The following is a 14,489-nucleotide window of genomic DNA, read 5'->3' on the forward strand; positions in this document are numbered from 1 at the left end:
GCCCAATGCTCATAAAGCCGGATCAGGTCCGGCCGGTGTGTGGCGTAGGTGCAGTATGACGATGTGAGCCGCTACACCGTGCGCGTCTCCCAGTCTGTCCATAGGCTCGGAAGAAGTCGGACAGTTGACATGGCCGGTCAGTTGCAACTCCCTTTCCCAGCACTCCACTGCCCGGTAGAGCGCATGAAAGTTCTCCTTTCGGGCAGTTCTTAAGACGCTCGCCACGCCATGAGGCAGTGGGGCATCGGTGTGCGTCAGGTGCTTCTGCCCATGCAGGATTCCACAACATTGATGAAATCGTTTGTTTCGATGAAAGGCATCCACACTTTGGATAGTTGACCACGCGTTTCAAAGATCGTGAACTACATCTCGTCGTTGTGCTCGACGCACTTCCGACAAGTAACCTCATGGGCGTGGCATGCAAGATTTAACCGAGCCCAGCCGGTCATGAGTGCGGCCGGCGCTCGGCTGCTCGATTATTTGCGCGATGAGCTCGCGACCATGTCCGCGGAGGTATTCAAACTTAACGCTGCGTCCGGGAGCTCTTGCCCTCCAGTTCGCGACGCTCTCCTGCCCATCCAGTGCTCGTTTATTTCGTCGGATAGTTTGACCCGGCTCTACCGAATCGCCGCTTCAGGATCATTCTTTCCGATTTCGTCACGCTCGTATTTCTGCCGCGTCCTACACCGATTGGGCGCGAACAAACTGAGCGCCTTGGAACCCGAACCCGTGCGTCGTGACCGGGAGCATCCGGGGCGAACTCGTGCGCTCGGGGGCATCGCATCACCGGACGGCGACAGGCACGGTCGACCGGCATCTCGGCATCGGCTGGGAATTCGTCCATGGTCTGCATTGACGACGCTTCCTGAGGCCACGTAGCCCTTATGCCAAGCTGGGCGCCCGGGTCGAGCGCGTGATGACGACAATTGCTTCGCTACAGGTCAAACGCTTTCCGGGCCACCTGCAAAGTCTTCACCCGGCCGTACAGCGCCCAAGACCACTGATGTGATCGACAAGAGCCTTTTTGATAAATCTGCGCTATTCTCCTGTCGCGCACGGACGACCGCGTGGCGAAGAGCAGGGTCCGAGATGAGAGCCCTGCCGCGCAGCTTCTATCGTCGCGCCTCGTTTGCGGCATCCGTGCCTACCCTCTTCGGACCTCGTGGGTTCCAACCGGCGGCGAGGCGTGCATAGGCGCCCTCGGCCTGCTCCACCCAGCGGCGCTCTTGTTCCCGGTGGCTCTTTATGTTGTAGGCGTGCGCGGCTCGCTTTTGGCCGCGCACAGCCTTGCTCCCGGCCTTGAGTTCCACATCGCGCAAGCTTCTTGGCATGCAGGGAGGGTCGAGCCCACGCGTAACTCTCGCCCTTCATCAACAGATGCCAGATCACGACAGAGAGTTTGCGTGCGGTTGCCACGGCCGCGACATGCTGTCCGCGCCGGGCTCGCACGCCGCAGGGAGAAGGCTCGCAACGGTCCGGGAGCACGAGCGGCCGCCCAGACCGCCTCGACGAGCATGCCGCGCGCATGACCACGGCCCTGCTTGGTGATCCGCCCATGGTAGGCCGGACCTGGCCGGACTGTCGGACGCTTGGGTTCAACCCGAGATAGGTCGAGCTTCTGCGGATCGTCGAAGCGCGACACGTCGCCGATCGCCGCCTTCATCGCCAGCGCGACGGTGATGTCGACGCCGGGAATGGTCATCAGCCGCTTCACGCCTTCATCCTCGAGAGCCGAGCGGGCAAGATCGCGTTCGATGACCTGGAGGTCTTCGCCCAATCGGTCGAACTCGCGCAGATGCCGATCGATCGCGAGGCGCTCGTCCTGCGGTACGACCTGCGCGATTAACCAGGTCCGACCCTTGGCGCCGCACAGGTCGGCATGCGGGCAGGACGGGATCAGGTGGCTATGAAGGATCGACTGGATGACGGTCTTCAATCGAGATCTCTGTCGGACAATCTGATTGCGCCGTGTCACCTGTCGACGCAGAGCCTGCGTCGGCTCGTCCGCAATCCAGACTTCTGGCCGCTGGCATAGAGCTGCGCAAGAACGTCGGCGTCGATCGTCGTTTTGATCTTGGCATAGGCAATGACACGCACCTGTTTCGGGTTGCCGATCCCCACCTTCTTCACATGCGGCGCAACCACAGCTGTAGCGGACGTCGCGTTGCCGGTGGCCTCGATCACCCCGACATCGTTCGGCGACAGCTTCGCGGCGAACGCCGCCAGCAGATCGCGCCGCATGTCGACGCGGCCGAGTCGCCTGAGCCTGCCATCCTCCCATGCCACTGCTTCGGCGAAGGCGCGGTGAATATCCAGTCCGATGATGCGCATGCCCGTTCCTCCTTCTTGGCTCGGTCAAAGACGGGAGCTGGCGGGTAACACGACATCTACTGATCCGCGCTCGCAGCGCCTCCGGGAAAGTCGCGAGGGGCGGCCATGTAACGAGCTCGGGCTCTCAGCCCACGGTCTATTGACGGCCTGCCTGCACCTTCGTGCTCCCGGTGCCCCACGTCCCGGATGGGCTCACCATAAGGGCGTTCCAAAACAAGAACGGCAGGACGAAAAGGCACTACAGATCACCACCGGATAACAGCAAGGCCAAGCGCTTCGTTCAGACAGGCTTGCGCCAATGGGCTTAGGCCGAGCCTACAACAGCTCTCAAAAACGCTGCCGAACTGCTGCATTGGCTTCGCCGATACAACACAGGCCTCACGGCAGCTTAGGATCAAACCGCCCATCAGTCGCCTCGGACTGGAAGGGTGCACCCTATTGTTCCACGCCTAGCTAGGTCGGGGCCGCCGAAGACGCTGGTTGATAGCCCGGCGCCATCGGCCCGGCATTTCAAACCGCCAATCTCTGACCTGCACAGTACGTACGATTGCTCGCTTCGGCAGATCACGCGGCTCATATGTCGGACCTTAACGTCATCCATCGTAAACTTTTTGCGACAAAAGATTGCAAGAATGCTAAATTGTTAAAGTCGTTTGTTTCGGTTAAAGGCATCCATCCCATGGATGGCTGATGACATGCGTTTCAAAGGACTTGATCTAAATCTCCTCGTTGTGCTCGACGCACTCCTGACGGAGCGTAATCTCTCGGCGGCGGCACGCAGGATCAACCTGAGTCAGCCCGCCATGAGTGCGGCCGTCGCCCGACTGCGCGATTATTTCCGCGATGAACTGTTTACGATAAGAGGTCGCGAACGATTTCTAACCCCGCGTGCGGCAGCATTTGCCCCCGCAGTTCGCGACGCTCTCCAGCACATCCAGTGCTCGATTATTTCTTCGGATCCGTTTGACCCAGCTCGAGCCGATCGCCTCTTCAGGATCATTCTTTCCGATTTCGTCACGCTCGTGTTTTTCGAAAAGCTTGTGGAGCGTATTGCACGGGAAGCCCCCGCCGTCAGCTTCGAACTGCTGCCTGTCGACGATAGCCCCGATGAGCTTCTCCGGCGCGGTGACGTCGATTTTCTAATTCTACCGGATATGTTCACGTCGAGTGTGCATTCAAGCGTTCCGCTGTTTGACGAGAAGCTCGTGTGCGTAGGCTGTCCCACAAACAAGCAGCTGCCACAGCAGCTTACATTCGAGAGATACATGTCGATGAGGCACGTCGCGGTCAGGTTCGGGCGTACGATGAAGCCGTCTATCGAGGAATGGTTTTTGCTTGAGCATGGCCTTAAGAGACGTGTCGAGGTCGCGGTGCAGGGCTTCAGCATGATTCCACCTATGGTGTCCGGCACAGCTCGTATAGCGACCATGCCCTTGCGGCTGGTCAGGCATTTCGAAAACACGTTCCCCCTGCGGGTTATCGAACTTCCGCTGCCATTTCCCACATTCACCGAGACCCTCCAATGGCCGGCCCTCCACAATAGCGATCCGGCAAGCATCTGGATGCGGGAGATAATGATGCAAGAGGCATCTCGGATGGCTGTCCCGCTGTGAACCCACGGAAAATTCAGGCGCACCTATAGTCACTACTCCTGTCACCATCTACTCTGACGACAATAGCCCTCGCCGGATAAAGTCGATGCTGGCGGCAAGTGCGCCTGCGAGATCGTCCAGAGAATGGACTTCCTCGACCAGCTCGAACGAGAAAGGTCCCGCGTAGCCGCCATCCAGCAGCGCCTGAATCTGGCTGCCATTGTCGGAACCTGCAAGAAAGCGATCGGGGTAAATCCAGAAGGTCGGGTCGTTTACGCTTGAAATGTGCACCAGGCCGGTAAGCTCGCAGAACAGGCATGTCTCCCCGGCCAGGGTGTGGTGGAACGTGTCGTGCACGAGGCGAAAGACGGACTGGCCATCAACCGCGGCAACGGCCTCGGCCGCTTCCTTCTTTGATCGAAGCGAGCAGGTTCGGAAACCCAGCGGCTCGATAAGACCGATCAGACCCCGCGACTGGAGGATTGGCTTGATCTCGTTTAGAGCGAAACGAAGATTGTCCTGGCGCTCGCTATTGGTGGGCCACGAGCTGCGGTTGGCCGGCACCAACACGAGCGTCTCCGCCCCGCACGCCGTCGCATAATCGGCGAGGTTGCTTGCCTCGGCCTGACGCGTTGGAGTCCAGTCGTTGAACCGCTGCAAGGCGTTGACAGAGATGATCGTGACGCCCGCTTCGGTAGCGGCAAACCGGACGTCCGCAGCCGGAATGCCGCGTGCGACAGGATTGCTGAAATGAGGGTAACGGATTTGGACGTCGGTCAGGCCTTGGTCACGGGCAAGCGCGAAAAGCGCACTGACGTCAAGGCGGGGCGCCGCCATGTGATCGAGTGCAAAGCGGGGCGATACCTGGCGCATTGCTTGACTTTCCTTCCATGAAGCGCGGCTGCCATTTCGGCATCCGGCTTCTTTCAAGACGGAACCACGCCGGTTCACAGATCGGACAGAGACGGCCGAGTCAATCGAGCTTTCCTTTCATTGGTGAAAGGAAAATGGGCGCTCATGATAGAAATCCATCAGCTCAAATATTTTCCGGAAGATAAATGTCGAACGGCAGAAATGTCTGCCCCGGGCTCTCCGCGACGCCGGCTTTGATGGCCCGCTCCATTGCCATTATCAGCTCCTGGCAAAGTCGGCGCATTGGCGTGCCGACCGCCATCGTCAAGATGTCATCCGCAAGCGCCCCACGTGACTGCGGCGTCATTTCACTCACGATCGCGACGAGATCCTGACCGCTCCCCTCTTCTCGGAGCGCGGAAATTGCCCCCTCTATCCCCCCGCCGGCCATATAGAAGCCGACGAGCTCTGGTTCCCGCTGCATAAGATCCAGCAATTTTTCGTAAGTGAGCTGCCGTTCATCAAGGTTCACGAGCGCATCAAGCACCTCGAATTTTGGCGCGTTCTCACGAAAATACGCACGAAAGGCCGTTTCCCGCGTCGCATGCGCCTGGAAGCGATGGCTTCCGACAAACACCGCCACCTTGCCGGGCCGTTTTGCGGTCTTGGAAAACACCCAAGCGGCAGTCCGTCCGACCTTGCTGTTGTTGAGGCCGATGTAGCCCTCGCGCACGCCATCGGCGAAGTCGGATAGCAGCGAAAATACCGGGATACCTTTCGCCTTGAGCTCCTCGACTGATGCTGTGATTTTCGGGTGATCGGCCGCCACCATGGCGATCGCCTGGCAGCGGCTCCCAAGGTCCTTAAGAAGCGGGAGCAGGTCACGCGGCAAATGTGACTGCGCGAACTCGATGATCGGAAGGCCGTGGAAGGATTTAGCCATACTGACCGACTCTTCGATCTTGCGAGCGAAATCTTGGTAGAAATCGTGGGTAGGTTTTCTCAAGATGAAGCCCAGCTTGTAGTGCGGCAGGTGCTGCTGCAAGCGCTGTTTGATGAGACCGGCAGCATGATAGCCGATCGCGTGCGCGGCCGCATGGACCCGCTGGGCGGTCTCCTCTCGCACCGGAAGGCGGACGTTCAGAACCCGATCGACTGTTGCTACGCTGACTCCGGCTTCGCGGGCGAGATCGGCAATTGTGACGCGCTTTCCCCTAGCGATTCTGATCGGCCGGTCCTCCATCATCCGGTGCGCTCCCGCGACGGCTTGGGGCGGCAAGCTGAAATATTTCCCACACCCGGCGGTTGATAGCGCATTCGACGAACAGCGCTCCATGCGCACCCAGATGAGTTTCCGTGAACCGTTCGTTTGCTTAGGGGCTTCATGGTGTTGTATTACTCACTGCGTTAGTACTCTATTTCCAGCGCTCTTTGGAGGCTGGCAATTCGACTGTTGTGGCAAGGCCGCGACTTACACGTCGCGCTGTTGCGATTTTGCTTGCGGGGAGCCAGTTTGATGTAACCCTAACCGCGGAAAGCGGCTTCCATCCGTGACTGGTCCAATTCGCCTTCCCAGCGAGCGACAACGAGCGATGCCACCGCATTACCGACTAAATTCGTCAGCGCGCGGCATTCCGACATGAAGCGGTCCACGCCAAGAATTAGAGTCATTCCGGCAACGGGAACACTCGGCACGACAGAGAGAGTAGCGGCCAATGTGATGAAGCCGGCGCCGGTGACGCCTGCCGCACCCTTCGAGGAAAGCATCGCAATTAGCAGCAGGAGGATCTGATCGGCAATTGACAAATCTGTGTTCGTCGCCTGCGCGATGAAGAGGGCGGCGATCGTCATGTAGATATTGGTACCGTCCAGATTGAATGAGTATCCAGTAGGGATGACGAGACTTACGACCGAACGCGCGGCGCCGGCCTTCTCCATCTTCTCCATGAGCGAGGGCAGCGCGGCCTCCGAGGAGGACGTTGCCAGGACAAGCAGCAGTTCGTCCTTGATGTAGCGGACAAGAGAAAAGATCGAGAAGCCGTTGTAGCGGCAGACCGCGCCGAGAACCCCGAACACGAAGAGGAAGGCGGTAAGATAGAACGTCGCGACCAGTATCGCGAGGTTGGCCACCGAACCGATTCCGTATTTGCCGATCGTAAAGGCCATTGCGCCGAAGGCGCCGATGGGTGCAGCCTTCATCAGAATGCCGACGAGCTTAAAAATGGGGGCGGTAAGCGCCTGGAGAAAGGTAACGACCGGCCTGCTCGTCTCTCCGGTCATCGCCAAAGCAATGCCGAACAGGACCGAGAAGAACAAAACTTGCAGGATGTCGCCTTCCGCGAAGGCACTGGCAATCGTTGACGGGATGATGTTCATCAGGAAGCTGGTCACGGACTGCTCGTGAGCCGTGGCCACATAGCCCTTAACGGCTTGGACATCGAGCGAGGCCGGATCGATGTTGAGGCCGGCGCCAGGCTGAACGATATTCGCGACAATCAGTCCGACAACGAGTGCAAGCGTCGAGAAGGTGAGGAAATAAACCATCGCCTTGGCGGCAACTCGGCCGACCTTCTGCAGATCGCTCATGCCGGCAATGCCGGTCGCAATTGTCAGGAAGATGACAGGTGCGATAATCATCTTGACGACTTTGATGAAGGCATCGCCGAGCGGCTTCAGGCTCTGGCCGGTTTCCGGATAGAGATAGCCAATTGCGGCACCCAGGACTATGGCGGCAAGCACCTGCACGTAGGTCCGGGCAAAATGGCGCTTGCGGGGCGCTGCGATCGCGCGGGGGACTTTTGGAACCAACACCGTTTCTCTCTCCCTGACCGGATCGGGGTGGGGGCTCCTCTTTCTCCCATGCTGCGCTCCGGTCGAGCGCTGCTGTCATCTTGGAGCAAGCGCCGTGCCAACTGGAGGCCTGTCCCGTCCAGCGAGATTGGTGCGGGTTGCGCACTGGAACCCTCCACCTTTGCCGGAATTTGCACTCAAGGCTCGCCAAAGATCGCGTGAAGAAGTGCTTCGCCAGAGAGGGAATTGACCAGGTCGCCTTGCGGCCGTGCCTTTGATGTTCGCCGCAGATCGAATGCCGGCCGATATCTGTCGTCTTGGTGACTTTGGTTGGTCAGTTTTGCGACGGAATGCGCGCAAACTGTGGATATCCTACACGCCCATCAGAGCACGCGGGACAAGCGATTAAGCGTAGGAGCGCATCGAATCTCCGAGGTCAAAAAATCTTGAATAAGGTCCGCGTGCGAAGTGAATCCGCAACTCGTCAAAGTTCTCCACCGTTTGATCCAGCGGTCGCGTTTCCTGGCGCTGCAGGAGGGCGTTATCTGATGGCTCAAGCGCTGGAACGCCCAGGAAATCCCAAACCGCTCCCAAGCATTGGGCAGGTTCATGAAGAAGGCTCTCGTATTCCATTACAAGCAGGTTGGTCGACGTGAAGGAGTCCATAACGCGAGCGTGAAAATCGTCGGCGGCTTTGAAATAAGCCTCACAGTCAGCGATTGACAACCTGACGCTCGGTGGCCGAGCGGTATCGTTGTCCGAGCTGAACTTCAGCCACTGACCGCTTTCCCTGGCCTGCACAAAGGAACGGAGCGATTCCAATACGTTTCGGCGAACAACGAGGATGACCTTGAGTGCTGGCCAACGAGCTAATTCCGCAAAGAATGCTGGACGCTCGCGAAACTGAGGTTCATTGATCTTGCAGCCAAGATGCGTCACATTCTTGTAGTCGCGCATAGGGCAGCGCACATAGGCAAGCTCAAGAAGCTCGCGATCCGTGCCTAGCAGGCGATCCGTGCTGGGCCAATTGGGATCATATTCGTTTAGCAACTCACCGTTACTCAAAACGGTCGGATGCTCGTTTAGCAATTCTTCTAAATAGTGTGTTCCGGTCCTTGGCATAGCAAGGATCACAAAAGGCTCAGGAGTTGGTTCGTTGTGGGTCATTGCATGTGTATCCAACTAAATAATGGCCGCGACGGTCTGGGGACGCGCACAAGAAGCTTGGCTGCTATCGCTTGAACGCTCCGGGTGGGTCCGCGCCTCACCACCCAGCCTGTACTCCGAGGTGTGGTCGCGAAGATGGGCGCGTGCCTGCAGCGGCTGGGTGGCGCCCGGCTTCGGCGTTGTTGTACCACTCGCGATTCCTGGCACACGCATGCCTCCGGGCCGCTGTGGGCAGTTTGCAATCCGGCATTGCGGACCTCCTTCTCGTTGATGGGCGTAGGTAAGCGTCAACGCATTAGTCGTCGATGAAACAGTCCAGCCGACACAAAAAAAGGCAATACAGCGAACATGCAAAGTGCGCCTATATGCAGCCCTACATTGTCGCCCAGGCGGCCGAGCATCACCGGACGGATTAGATCGATAGAATTCGCCAGCGGCGAGAAGGCCGCAATCTGCTGAAACACTCCTGGCAATTGGCCGACTGGAAAAACCGCGCCCGAAAGGAACAGCATAGGTGTGATGACAAGCGTCTGATAGAAAATAAAATAGTGATAACTGGGCGCGAGCGCGATGACGAGCATGGCCAGGCTCGCAAAGGCGAACCCGGTGAGAGCGATGACCGGCAGCACGTAGAGAACCGACGTCCACGCGGCATAACCTAGCGCGGCGGCAACAATCGCAATTGTCGTACCGGCCAGAAAGGCCTTTGTGGCTGCCCAGGTCAATTCACCGAGAACGATGTCGCCGAGGGTAAGTTGTGTGTGCAAGATTGCTTCCCAAGTGCCCTGATCGCGCATTCGACCGAAAACCGCGTAAATTGTTTCGAAGGTCGATGCTGTCATCGCGCTTGTCGCAACCATGCCGGCTGCGAGAAAAGCGATGTAGGATGCACCTTCGATGCGGCCTACCAACAGTCCAAGGCCAGTGCCGAGCCCGAAAAGGTAAATCATCGGATCAGCAAGGGTGCCGAGCATTGAAGCAAATGCCACCTTCTTCCATGCCAAATGATTGCGGCGCCACACCGCGATCCAGTTCCAGGCGTTGGCGGGTAGAGCGGCCGCAAGACGTTCACCCATTGCTCACTTCTCCATCTCACGTCCGGTTAGCCGCAAGAAAACGTCCTCCAGACTGGGTGGACGCTCCAGAATACGCAGACCCGCTCGACCGCGAAGCTGGATGCGCACATCCTCCGGATCAGGCGCATAGCAAAAGAGCGTCTCGCCGCTTACCTCGACACGCTGAACGTACGGTCTGATCAGCGAAATCAGCTCCTGTGGATTACCGCCGAAGATCTCGATCACGTTGCACCCAATGTACTCGTCGATCAGCGCATGAGGACTGCCCTCGGCGATCTTGCGTCCCCGCTCGAGAACACACAGCCGATCACAAAGCCGCTCAGCCTCTTCCATGAAATGGGTGGTCAAAATGATCGTTTTTCCGCTCGCCAGCAGGAAACGAAGTCGCTCCCAGATCAGATGGCGGGCATGCGGGTCGAGGCCGGTCGTGGGCTCATCCATCACAAGCAACTGGGGGTCGTTGATCAGAGCACGTGCCAGCGTCAGGCGCCGCTTCATCCCGCCGGATAGCAGGCCGACACGTGAATCCGCCTTGCTCTCAAGGCGAGCGAACTCGAGCAGCCGTGGGATGACGGCGTTGATCTCTCTTGTACTCATGCCGAAGTAGCGCCCGAACACCAACAGGTTCTCACGTACCGTAAATTCCAGGTCGAGATTGTCGAACTGCGGGACCACGCCTATGCCCTTGCGGGCCAAGCGGCTGCGTGCCGGCACTGGTAGACCGAGGACTGTTATATCACCCGCGTCAGGCCGGGTCATACCGAGGAGCATACGCGCAATCGTGCTCTTGCCTGCGCCGTTAGGCCCCAGCAGACCGAAGCACTCTCCCGATGCAACGGTGAAGGACAGCCCGTCCACAACGAGCTTGTTTCCGAATAATTTGGTTACGCCGGTAAGGTCGATTGCTACATTGGACATGCGTCTATCTCAAGCGGAATGAGTCCGATTGGCCACCGGCAGCTTACTTGCGAATTCTGGTTCAGAGCAGGCCACCGCCTTGAGATGACACCTTTGGAAAGTCGCGGCCGGAGCGACGTGTGTATCGCTTCCGCCAAAGAATAACGTCAAGATGCCACGTGTCGCTTCCACATAGTCCCCGTTCTGACCATAGGTAACTCGACAAGCTTCACCCCGTGTCGACTGACACAACTTACTCGGTCACTCGGCGCTGCAAGGCCGTCAGACTTCACTAGCTGTGAGCGAAAGATCTGCAGTATGAAGTGACTCCGCAATTCCAGAATTGCCCGCAGCATTTGCTCCGCCAAGCGGCATCGCGCTTGTGATTTCCTTTGTGCTGCTGTTGGGCAGGGGAACACTTTTACGCGACAGCCAATCGCTATTGCTCAATGTACACAGGGCGTAAGCCTTCAAGGGGATCAACAGGAATATCCTGATTAACGCGTGCATTGAATAGCCGATGAATCGAAGCTGCCGAGTGCGGAAAGATAACACCGTAGATCTGATTATGGTCATCGTGACAATAGCCAGCACCGTCCACCAATTTACTGTATGTGAAAATAGTAACTCACCGAGCGCCGTTACTACCGCGATGCCGAGCAACAATGGGCCGAGATTCTCTCCCATCACATCCAAAGTTAGATAGCGATCCAGGCCACGCAGTAGACCTCGCGCAAGCATCGTGTCCCGGAAAGTGCTTCGTGCCCAGCGGAGTTGTTGGCGCAAATAAGGTCCCATCTTGTCCGGAACGACTGTCGCCGCGACGGCACCTGGAACGTACTCGGTTCGAAAGCCTGCTTTCAGCATGAGGATCGTAAGATGACGGTCTTCACCGAAGTCGCTTGGTTTCCCCCTGAACAGCTGCGTCTCGTATTGATCCAGCAGAGAAAGGAGACAAGACCGGCGGTACATTGCACATGGGCCGCAGCAGCACATGACCGCACCAAAGCGACCTTGCGCCGCGCGCTCCTCATTGCAAGCCAGCCAGTATTCCATATCGATCAATCGGGTCAACCAAGTGTCGCTGCGGTTGTATGCCGTCAGCTGGCCCATGGCCGCTCCGACCATGGAATCCCGCATTTTTACTGCAAGCTTCGTGATGACGTCGGACGCAAGTGTCGTGTCAGAGTCGACGCTGAGCACGAAATCTCCAGATGAGCGGCGGATGGCGGCGATCTGCGCCTTGCGTTTGCCAACATTTTCGCGGAGCAGAATGAAATTGAATCTCGGGTCGCCCTCGTAGGCGTGATGTACCGGGATGACGGCATTACGATTTCCAGAACCGTCGTCAACCAGATAGACCTGAAATGTTCCGGAGTAATCTTGATTTGCAATGGAAGCTAAACACGCCGCGAGTGTGCGCGGGTCCTCATTGTAGCAGGGGATAATGACATCCACGCTCGGCCAACGGTCGGATCCGAACAAGCTTTCCGACGGCGGCGTAACATTTTCCGGTTGGGAGTAGACCGCTTGCATGCCTCTGTAAACAGTCGAGAGCACCGCATAAGACGAAACGGCAACAGTACTGGCTGTGGTGAGAAGGTCCATAGGATCTCTGTTTGTTCAGGGATGTTGAGGAAGTGATCGGATTACAAATCCGCGGCCGTGCAATTCTGGAATTAGGCGTGACAACGCTGTCACCGTCTGGTCGCGCAGACTGGCTTGATTGCCTGGTTGCAATTCGTCGGGAGCGCACCCGTCGTGCAACAGCACGATTGCGCCCGGCCGGATATCGGCGAGCACTCTGTCGACGATGGCGTCAACGCCGGGGCGAGACCAGTCGCGTGGATCAATGGACCAATGGACGGGCGCCAATGCCTCACCCGCTAATGCAGCGATTACTTCTTCGGTCCAGATGCCATAGGGTGCACGAAAGTACCGAACCATGGCCTGCGGGCAAGCCATCCCTATGACTCTGTTTGCCTCAACTATCTGGCAGTCGACTTCGACGGACCCGCATTTAGCTAGGTCCGGATGAGTCATCGTGTGGTTGGCTATACCGTGGCCGTCTGTAATAATTCGGCGAACGAGTTCCGGCTCGTCGGCCGCGTAGGCCCCAACAACGAAGAAGGTCGCCGGCACCTGATGTTGCGCCAGCACATTGAGTATCTGCGGTGTGAAAAATGAATTGGGACCGTCGTCAAACGTCAGATAGACGCTGCGCTCTGCAATGCGATCGGCATTGTCACTCTGCCCTTCGCATATGTAGTCCAGAGGCTTCATAGTTCCGGACCGTTCCGGTCGATCAGGGTACCAGACGGCCACTCGTCCATCGAGCGTCCGATCGGCGAAACCAACACGAGTACGTCTTCCAGGCGCGTGGGCGGCAGGTCGGGATGCACATCTGGACGGGTCGACCGTACGCGAACGCCCGACACAATGTTCGCGAGGCCGGCTCTGCAGAATCTTTCGACATGGTTTCGCAGCGCGTGCCGAACCGTGCCGAAAGCGAATGGAACACCCAACTGATGGAGCACTGGGTACGCCACGCGCATCGAAAAACCGATTCCGAGCCCTTCAAGATCCGGACGAACCGCGTACAGGCCCAATTCAGCGACGATCAAGTCGACCTCGCCAACTTTGATGAAGCGCCGCAGCATGCCGATGTGAGCCGCTACCCCATGCGCGTCGTAGCCGATTGCGCGGAATTCCGGCCTCGCGCCGGCCCAACTGCGGCCGCCTTCGAATGGCTCCGCGTTGAAGGCGCCAGTCCGTCCATAGGTCTTTCGAAAAAAGTCGGAGAGTTCGACATGGTCGGCCAGTTGCAGCTCATTTTCCCAGCACAACTTCCACTCGACATTCGGACGCATGGAAGACCTCACCTTGTAGCTGTCTGGTTGAGATAAATGTCCAAGCATTGATTAAATAATTGGCGTCGCGCCAACGGGGCGTAACTTGTGGGGACCGCCGAAAGACCAAGCCGCAATGCAGATGCGACTGACTTTGTACGCCCCGCACACCAGATGATGCTCCTCAGATCCAACGCAACCATCGGAACTACCTATCTTTCCAACTTGAAGCGCTTCTATGGGACCTGCAGCAAAAACGGTAAAATCCTTTGTTTAGATGAAAGGTATCCACGCTTTGGATAACTGGGCGAATGCGTTCCATATGGCTGGTCAATTATCGTCGTCACGCTCGAGGCACTTCTGACGAAGCGCAAAGCTCACGCCCGCGGCACGCGCGGCCGTTGCCGGGCCGCGCGATTATCTCCGTAAGAGCCGAGTGGAGCTCAGACACGACGATTGATCAGAATCTGATTCGCGGGTTCAGTATCTCTTTCGTGTATCCAGCTCTGGGCTGTCCTTTGGCGGGAGTTAGGTTCGCCCAGGTTCTGAGCCTGGGGCGTTGGCCCGTTCGCCGCGCAGGCTCCTTCGCACATCGTCGAGGCCGAGAAAGAGGGGCCACACAGCTCCCCCTGTACTTTCCACCACCCGACACCAGCGCTCACCCAGGGCGCCGGCCTTGCTCACCTCAACGGATAGCGCACTCGCGCCGCTTCACGATTAAAAGAATTCTACAAGCAAGATGCCTGTTTGATCGAGAGACGTCCGCTGCCAATTCCCGCATCGCAGAGGCAGCCAATAGCGCTCGCTTTACATAGTGGTCCGGCAAGCAGCTAGATACGACAGGTGACCTCAAATGAGGCGTCTTGCATGGCTTCTACACCTGCCTGAATGCCAGAACTGCGTTCGTACCGCCCATGGCGAAGGCGTTGCTCATG

General features: G+C 58.0%; 12 protein-coding genes. 1 reads left to right on the forward strand and 11 read right to left on the reverse strand.

Annotated features, from left to right (window positions below; genetic code table 11):
* Positions 1-1,243: 1,243 nt before the first annotated feature.
* Positions 1,244-1,936, reverse strand: coding sequence for a transposase (locus EOD29_RS30145; RefSeq protein WP_164763875.1), 693 nt, complete (start codon positions 1,934-1,936; stop codon positions 1,244-1,246).
* Positions 1,937-1,971: 35 nt separating this feature from the next.
* A complete protein-coding gene (locus tag EOD29_RS36185; protein ID WP_164763876.1) occupies positions 1,972-2,331 on the reverse strand; it encodes a hypothetical protein in 360 nt (119 codons plus the stop codon).
* Positions 2,332-3,026: 695 nt separating this feature from the next.
* Between EOD29_RS36185 and EOD29_RS30150 the strand changes: the two genes are divergently transcribed.
* Positions 3,027-3,944: a LysR family transcriptional regulator gene (locus EOD29_RS30150; protein WP_091600624.1), complete on the forward strand. Its 918-nt coding sequence runs from the start codon at positions 3,027-3,029 to the stop codon at positions 3,942-3,944.
* 48 nt (positions 3,945-3,992) lie between these two features.
* Here the strand turns inward: EOD29_RS30150 and EOD29_RS30155 are convergent, their stop codons facing one another.
* The 9 genes from EOD29_RS30155 to EOD29_RS30195 all read right to left on the reverse strand — a co-directional run bounded on the left by EOD29_RS30155 (position 3,993) and on the right by EOD29_RS30195 (position 13,575).
* The gene (locus EOD29_RS30155) at positions 3,993-4,796 is read right to left on the reverse strand and encodes a TIM barrel protein (protein ID WP_029356612.1); all 804 of its coding nucleotides are present in this window, start codon (positions 4,794-4,796) and stop codon (positions 3,993-3,995) included.
* A gap of 163 nt (positions 4,797-4,959) precedes the next feature.
* Positions 4,960-6,021, reverse strand: coding sequence for a LacI family DNA-binding transcriptional regulator (locus EOD29_RS30160; protein WP_091600622.1), 1,062 nt, complete (start codon positions 6,019-6,021; stop codon positions 4,960-4,962).
* Between the two features lie 278 nt (positions 6,022-6,299).
* Complete coding sequence (locus EOD29_RS30165; RefSeq protein WP_281059237.1) at positions 6,300-7,583, reverse strand: dicarboxylate/amino acid:cation symporter; 1,284 nt, start codon at positions 7,581-7,583, stop codon at positions 6,300-6,302.
* A gap of 387 nt (positions 7,584-7,970) precedes the next feature.
* Positions 7,971-8,732 carry a sulfotransferase gene (locus EOD29_RS30170; RefSeq protein ID WP_127248740.1) on the reverse strand — a complete coding sequence of 254 codons (762 nt, stop codon included), beginning with the start codon at positions 8,730-8,732 and terminating at the stop codon, positions 7,971-7,973.
* Positions 8,733-9,019: 287 nt separating this feature from the next.
* Positions 9,020-9,808 (reverse strand): ABC transporter permease, encoded by a 789-nt coding sequence (locus tag EOD29_RS30175; RefSeq protein ID WP_091600620.1) that lies wholly within the window; start codon positions 9,806-9,808, stop codon positions 9,020-9,022.
* A 3-nt stretch (positions 9,809-9,811) separates the two neighbouring features.
* Positions 9,812-10,726, reverse strand: coding sequence for a nodulation factor ABC transporter ATP-binding protein NodI (gene nodI, locus EOD29_RS30180; protein ID WP_127248741.1), 915 nt, complete (start codon positions 10,724-10,726; stop codon positions 9,812-9,814).
* Between the two features lie 261 nt (positions 10,727-10,987).
* Positions 10,988-12,313: a chitooligosaccharide synthase NodC gene (gene nodC / locus EOD29_RS30185; protein ID WP_063169399.1), complete on the reverse strand. Its 1,326-nt coding sequence runs from the start codon at positions 12,311-12,313 to the stop codon at positions 10,988-10,990.
* A 15-nt stretch (positions 12,314-12,328) separates the two neighbouring features.
* The gene (nodB, locus tag EOD29_RS30190) at positions 12,329-12,988 is read right to left on the reverse strand and encodes a chitooligosaccharide deacetylase NodB (RefSeq protein WP_063169400.1); all 660 of its coding nucleotides are present in this window, start codon (positions 12,986-12,988) and stop codon (positions 12,329-12,331) included.
* On the reverse strand, positions 12,985-13,575 hold the full coding sequence (locus EOD29_RS30195) for a NodA family N-acyltransferase (protein WP_063169401.1): 591 nt from the start codon (positions 13,573-13,575) through the stop codon (positions 12,985-12,987). The genes nodB and EOD29_RS30195 overlap by 4 nt, the downstream gene beginning before the upstream one ends.
* Between the last annotated feature and the right edge of the window lie 914 nt (positions 13,576-14,489).

It is taken from the genome of Mesorhizobium sp. M1A.T.Ca.IN.004.03.1.1 (assembly GCF_003997555.1).
Classification (GTDB): domain Bacteria; phylum Pseudomonadota; class Alphaproteobacteria; order Rhizobiales; family Rhizobiaceae; genus Mesorhizobium.

Coding starts and splice junctions, on each gene's coding strand:
- EOD29_RS36185 (WP_164763876.1), bottom strand. CDS start 2,331: ATGCGCATCATCGGACTGGATATTCACCGCGCCTTCGCCGAAGCAGTG.
- EOD29_RS30150 (WP_091600624.1), top strand. CDS start 3,027: ATGCGTTTCAAAGGACTTGATCTAAATCTCCTCGTTGTGCTCGACGCA.
- EOD29_RS30155 (WP_029356612.1), bottom strand. CDS start 4,796: ATGCGCCAGGTATCGCCCCGCTTTGCACTCGATCACATGGCGGCGCCC.
- EOD29_RS30160 (WP_091600622.1), bottom strand. CDS start 6,021: ATGATGGAGGACCGGCCGATCAGAATCGCTAGGGGAAAGCGCGTCACA.
- EOD29_RS30170 (WP_127248740.1), bottom strand. CDS start 8,732: ATGACCCACAACGAACCAACTCCTGAGCCTTTTGTGATCCTTGCTATG.
- EOD29_RS30175 (WP_091600620.1), bottom strand. CDS start 9,808: ATGGGTGAACGTCTTGCGGCCGCTCTACCCGCCAACGCCTGGAACTGG.
- nodI (WP_127248741.1), bottom strand. CDS start 10,726: ATGTCCAATGTAGCAATCGACCTTACCGGCGTAACCAAATTATTCGGA.
- nodC (WP_063169399.1), bottom strand. CDS start 12,313: ATGGACCTTCTCACCACAGCCAGTACTGTTGCCGTTTCGTCTTATGCG.
- nodB (WP_063169400.1), bottom strand. CDS start 12,988: ATGAAGCCTCTGGACTACATATGCGAAGGGCAGAGTGACAATGCCGAT.
- EOD29_RS30195 (WP_063169401.1), bottom strand. CDS start 13,575: ATGCGTCCGAATGTCGAGTGGAAGTTGTGCTGGGAAAATGAGCTGCAA.